We start from the raw sequence: 4,954 nt of genomic DNA on the forward strand, positions 1-4,954 counted from the left end.
CGTCGAAGCCGCGCATCCAGACGAACATGTCTGGGCGGTCGAGATCCCGGAACTGGCCGATGATGGTCATTCCGGCGTCCTCCTGGCCCTCGATCAGTCTGCCGTCGAAGATGTCGATGAGCGTATCGCGCCGGCCGGGCTTCAGTGTGTATTGCCGCAGCTCGACGACAGGCGAGGCGCTCACGGCGGGTTTCGGCGGGGCATTCAGGGGCATGTTCATCCGTCTCTCCAAAACAGGGTAGTCATCCTGTTTTCAAAACAGACCGGTTGTCCTGTTTTGTCAATATGCTAATGTCCGGCAATGTCAGCAGAGATGACCGTTCGACCAAAACCGCGCCCAGGAAAACGCATCAACGACCCTGAAGGCATGCGCCGGAAGGTGCTCGATGTCGCTGAGGTCGCGTTCCAGGCGCGCGGCTATCATGCCTCTAGCTTCGGCGACCTGATGGCGGCGGCGGGTGTCAGCGGTGGCGCGTTGCATCACCATTTCCCGACCAAGAAGGCGCTGGCGCTGGCGGTGATCGACGAGCGTGTCGCCGCAGCGGTCGAAGAGACATGGATCGCGCCGGTGCTGGCGGCCAGCACTGCACGCGAAGGCGTGCGCGCGGTGTTCGAGGCCGTGGCGGCGGAGTTGGAGCAGCAGGGTTTCGTGCGCGGCTGCCCGCTCAACAATCTGGCGCACGAACTGTCGCTTGCCGATCCGGATTTCCGGATTGCCCTTGCCGGTATTTTTGCCGGGTGGCGGCGGGCGATTTCCGACAAGCTGCGAGCCGACCAGCAGGCGGGCAGGGATGAGGACACAGATCCCGAGCGCTTCGCCGCGCTGGCGGTCGCCGCCTATTCCGGGGCGATGTCGATGGCCAAGACGGCGCAGGATGCGAGCGTGCTGCGGGATTGCCTGGCAGGACTGGAGCGGAGCGCGCTGTCATCATCGCAGGGCGGATTGGCAGCCAGGCGCCGCCGCAGGGTGCTGCTACGACCAAGAACCCTTTGATACCGCAGCGACGAGGGATTTCGACGCGGCCGCTTTGACGTTGCGGCGCTACCGAGCGAGCGGCGGCGGTGTCGATGCGTGGCGACGGCAACTGGACGGCAGGGGGCCGCCTGTGCTGAATTTCGCGCATGATGACTCGCTTGCCGATCCACTCGATTTCCCGGCGCAGCCTGCTGAAGCAGATGGCAGGATTTGCCGCGGCCGGCGCATTTTCGCGTCCGGCATTCAGCCAGACCGGCCAGCGCGTCCAGTCCATCGACGCTACCTTCCTGTTCATCGCCGATGTCCATGCCTGCCGCATGGCGAGCGGGTTGAGCCCCAACTGCCTGCAGGAAGGCAAGACCGACGCCGCGCTGCTGCGCAACGTGGCAGCGCTCAACGATCTTGGCGACAAGGACTGGCCGGTCGAGATCAACGGCGTCGCCACCGGCCTGCGCTCGGCGGGCAGCCGCATCGGCACGCCGCTCGGCCTCGTCGTCGGCGGTGACATGACCGATGACGGCGGCGGCCAGATTACGCAGCCGAGCGAGGGCACCCAACTGCTCCAGTTCAGCCAGCGCTACCAGCAGGGCGTCGGCCCGGATCGCGTGCACATGCCGGTTTATGTCGGGCTCGGCAACCATGATCTCGACCAGAACGGGCCGCCGCACCATGTCGACTGGTACCGACGCGAACTGCGCGACTATGTCGAGGTCAACCATCGCGCCGGCGTGTTCTTCAAGCCGCCAGTGCCGGCCACCGACTATGATGTCGACACCGACTGCTATTCCTGGGACTGGGGCGGCCTGCATCTGATCCAGACGCATCGTTTCGCCGGCGACACTGGCCATGGCGCCGAGAGCAGCCTGCCATGGCTGAAGCAGGATCTGGCGACCTATGCGGCGGACGGCCGTCCGGTCATTCTGTTCCAGCACTATGGTTGGGACATTTTCTCGATAGAACGCTGGGATGCCGCCAAAAGGCACTTCGACGATGACGGCGCTGGCGCGCCGCATTGGTGGAGCGAGGCCGACCGGCAGGCGCTTCTGGCGGCGCTCAAGGGCTACAATGTCGTCGGCATCTTCCATGGCCACCAGCACGAAACGCCGCTGATCTATCGCCGTGACGGGCTCGATCTGTTCAAGCCGAAGGCCGCCTATATGGGCGGTTTCGCACTGGCCAGGGTGACTAGCGACGGCATGGATGTGGTGCTGGGCGAGGCGACCGGTGATCATGGCGAGGTCGCCTTCACCTATGCTTTCAGCAAAGGCTGGAGCACATGAAAAAGGCGGCCCTCGCGACCGCCTTTCCCAATAAAAGAGCGTTCTCGATGTCGGATCAGAGCGCCTTCTTGACCTTGTCCTTCACGTCGCCATAGGCCTTCTGCACCTTGCCGGCGATCCTGTCGGCCGTGCCTTCAGCCTGGGTCTGCCTGTTGCCGGTTGCCTTGCCGGCGGCTTCCTTGATCGAGCCCTTGATCTGCTTGGCCACGCCCGCGACCTGATCCTTGTTCACCATTTTTCGCATCTCCTGGGAGTTTTGAATTCGGCGGAATTCATCCGCGAAAGCAAACGAGCCGGTGTCGTTTAGGTTCCACGCGTTCCCGGTCGACAGGTGAGCTCGGGCAGCCGCTTCCTGTGGCAAGGCGGGCAGGCTATAGGCTGGTGACGCGCGCCGACCAAAGGATTTGGGTGATCGCGCATGCGGGGGAGACAAATGGCTGAATTCACACTCTTCATCGGCAACAAGTGCTTTTCCTCATGGTCGCTCCGGCCATGGGTCGCGATGAGACATCTGGAAATCCCGTTCGAGGAGGGTTTCGTGCGGCTGCGCACGCCTGAGACCTTTACCAATCTGGCGAAAGTGTCGCCGACCGGCCAGGTGCCCGTCTTGAATCACAATGGCAAGATCATCTGGGAAACCCTTGCCATCCTTGAATATCTGGCTGACCTGTTTCCGGAAAAAAATCTCTGGCCGGCCGATATCGACGCCCGCGCACTGGCGCGCTCTGCCGCGACCGAGATGCATTCCGGTTTCCGTGAAGTTCGCTACGGCTGGCCGATGAATTTGCGTCGGCCGAAGGGCCATAAGCCGCTCGATGCCGAAGGCGAGGCGCAACGCGAGCGCATCGAGGCGTTGTGGCGCGAGTGCCGGGAAAAATACGGCAAGGGCGGTCCGTTCCTGTTTGGCCATTTCACCGCGGCCGACGCCATGTATGCACCGGTCGTGACCCGCTTCGACACCTATGGCGGCACGCTTGCGCCGGATATGCGAGCCTATGTCGATGCCGTGCTGGCAACGCCGGCGATGCGGCACTGGTATGCCGAGGCGGCCAAGGAGACGTGGCCGGAACCCGGCCCGGACGAATAGGTGATCCAAACGAAAACGCCCCTCGCACCTTTTATCGTGCGGGGGGCGTCTTTGCCATCAACCTTTCTTCGATTGCTCTCATGAATTGCTGATGACACGGAATAAATGCGCGTTTGCGCAGATGGTTCCCGGATGCCGCGAAATTTTTTTGAGTTGGCGCAAGCGCGCCGTTTGGCGTCCGATTTGCCGTCATGCCAGGTGTTTTGGCCAGGTGTTTTGGGAGAATTGCGCAGGTGTGGCGGATGCAGATTTGACAGCGCGCCAAAAGAAGCCTAAAAGCATTTCGTCGATATTTGTTTGACTGACTTTTGTTATCCGCGCTTTCGAGCGCGCCTTTGACGAACTTCCCACATCAAAAATCGGGACAAACGACGTTGTGCATCCGCATGGCGTCGAACGAATATTTGCCATGGAAAGGGTTCGTCATGAGCACCGGCACAGTTAAATGGTTCAACGCCACCAAAGGTTTTGGTTTTATTCAGCCTGACGACGGCTCAGCCGACGTTTTTGTCCACATCTCGGCCGTAGAGCGCGCCGGTATGCGCGACATCGTCGAGGGCCAGAAGCTCGGCTACGAGATGGTCCGCGACAACAAGTCGGGCAAGATGTCCGCCGACCAGTTGAAGGCGGCCTGAAAAAAGAATTCAGCTCTCCCGGTGACCACGGATGTACTGGCACCGGTGAGTGGCGAATTCGGGCGCATGGCCGCGGAGACCTGAGTTTCCACGGCATGTCATGCGCATGAGAGGAGCGTGCCTTGTGCATCCGTCTGGATGCACGGCGTTCTCTTACGGAAGGTCAGGCGGTGCCTGGCCTTTTTCATTTTGCGCGTCTTGTCGCCGAAAGTGCGCTGCGCGCCGGCCTGGACGTGCTAAAGGACGCTCCAGCAATTTGAATCCGCTGCCGTATTTGCTCTGTGCGTCGTCTTGACCGAAGACCCGGTCTCGCTCCATCGGCACAGGCTCCTGACAGGAGAAAGATTTTGACCGCTCATTCGAAGACAGTCGAACAGGCCGTGTCCTTGTTCAGCAAGACGCAAACCCAGTCGATGTCACTCAACCGCATCAATTCCGAACGCGATGCCGTCAGCGAGGCGCGGGAAGCCAAGACCGCGCGCCTGCGTGAACAGCGCCTGGAGAAGGAGGCCGATGAGTTGGCCGCCGCCGCGGCGCTGGCCGCTTTGCCGAAGCGAGCCGGAAGACGCTGATGGCTACCAAGCGCGTGCCTCCGAAACTGATCGCCGCCGACTCGACCATCGCCGACGTGGTCGAAGGCCTCAACAAGCCGGTCGAATATGTGCGCCGGGTGCTGGAGAAGCTGGAGCGCTGCAAGCGCGCCCATGGCGATGCCCAGGTGCGGCTCGGTGTGCGTGGTCGCGCCGAATGCCCGAACTACTTGATCGAGTATGTCCGCGAAGACGCCAAGACCCATGAGCGCGTGACGCATCAGGACGCCGCCTACAGCGGCAGCACGCATCGCGAGCTGGCAGTGCACCACATCGCGGAAGTCAGAAACTGGTCGCCCGAGGAAATGAACATCACGGCGGTTTCGGCGCTGATCGGCCGCCTGCGCAATCCGCGCGCACCATCATCGCGCTTCGTCGACGAGGAC

The 4,954-nt window shown here is 62.0% G+C and carries 7 protein-coding genes and 1 pseudogene; 6 read left to right on the forward strand and 2 right to left on the reverse strand.

Annotated elements, in window-relative coordinates:
* A pseudogene (locus EN935_RS22030) lies at positions 1–220 on the reverse strand (NIPSNAP family protein); the annotation flags it as partial.
* A 93-nt stretch (positions 221–313) separates the two neighbouring features.
* On the opposite strand from EN935_RS22030, the gene EN935_RS22035 reads away from it, so the two are divergent.
* On the forward strand, positions 314–994 hold the full coding sequence (locus tag EN935_RS22035) for a TetR/AcrR family transcriptional regulator (RefSeq protein WP_127263996.1): 681 nt from the start codon (positions 314–316) through the stop codon (positions 992–994).
* Between the two features lie 128 nt (positions 995–1,122).
* Complete coding sequence (locus EN935_RS22040) at positions 1,123–2,256, forward strand: metallophosphoesterase (RefSeq protein WP_127263998.1); 1,134 nt, start codon at positions 1,123–1,125, stop codon at positions 2,254–2,256.
* Between the two features lie 55 nt (positions 2,257–2,311).
* Here EN935_RS22040 and EN935_RS22045 read toward each other — a convergent pair whose 3' ends face one another.
* Complete coding sequence (locus tag EN935_RS22045) at positions 2,312–2,500, reverse strand: CsbD family protein (protein WP_164757673.1); 189 nt, start codon at positions 2,498–2,500, stop codon at positions 2,312–2,314.
* A gap of 189 nt (positions 2,501–2,689) precedes the next feature.
* Here EN935_RS22045 and EN935_RS22050 point away from each other — a divergent pair, with 189 nt between their 5' ends.
* The 4 genes from EN935_RS22050 to EN935_RS22065 all read left to right on the forward strand — a co-directional run.
* Positions 2,690–3,343, forward strand: a complete 654-nt coding sequence (locus tag EN935_RS22050) for a glutathione S-transferase family protein (RefSeq protein ID WP_109663040.1) — start codon at positions 2,690–2,692, stop codon at positions 3,341–3,343.
* 425 nt (positions 3,344–3,768) lie between these two features.
* Positions 3,769–3,978, forward strand: a complete 210-nt coding sequence (locus EN935_RS22055) for a cold-shock protein (RefSeq protein WP_010915421.1) — start codon at positions 3,769–3,771, stop codon at positions 3,976–3,978.
* 347 nt (positions 3,979–4,325) lie between these two features.
* Positions 4,326–4,550: a hypothetical protein gene (locus tag EN935_RS22060; RefSeq protein WP_109663043.1), complete on the forward strand. Its 225-nt coding sequence runs from the start codon at positions 4,326–4,328 to the stop codon at positions 4,548–4,550.
* Positions 4,550–4,954: hypothetical protein (locus EN935_RS22065; protein ID WP_056593642.1), on the forward strand; the 405-nt coding region annotated here is incomplete at its 3' end. The genes EN935_RS22060 and EN935_RS22065, both read left to right, overlap by 1 nt.

Origin of the sequence: Mesorhizobium sp. M7D.F.Ca.US.004.03.1.1, from assembly GCF_003998635.1 — a bacterium.
GTDB classification, from domain to species: Bacteria; Pseudomonadota; Alphaproteobacteria; order Rhizobiales; family Rhizobiaceae; genus Mesorhizobium; species Mesorhizobium loti.

Excerpts from the sequence above, each read along its gene's own strand:
- EN935_RS22055 (WP_010915421.1), top strand. The coding sequence starts at position 3,769 with ATGAGCACCGGCACAGTTAAATGGTTCAACGCCACCAAAGGTTTTGGT.
- EN935_RS22050 (WP_109663040.1), top strand. The coding sequence starts at position 2,690 with ATGGCTGAATTCACACTCTTCATCGGCAACAAGTGCTTTTCCTCATGG.
- EN935_RS22035 (WP_127263996.1), top strand. The coding sequence starts at position 314 with ATGACCGTTCGACCAAAACCGCGCCCAGGAAAACGCATCAACGACCCT.
- EN935_RS22040 (WP_127263998.1), top strand. The coding sequence starts at position 1,123 with ATGATGACTCGCTTGCCGATCCACTCGATTTCCCGGCGCAGCCTGCTG.
- EN935_RS22045 (WP_164757673.1), bottom strand. The coding sequence starts at position 2,500 with ATGCGAAAAATGGTGAACAAGGATCAGGTCGCGGGCGTGGCCAAGCAG.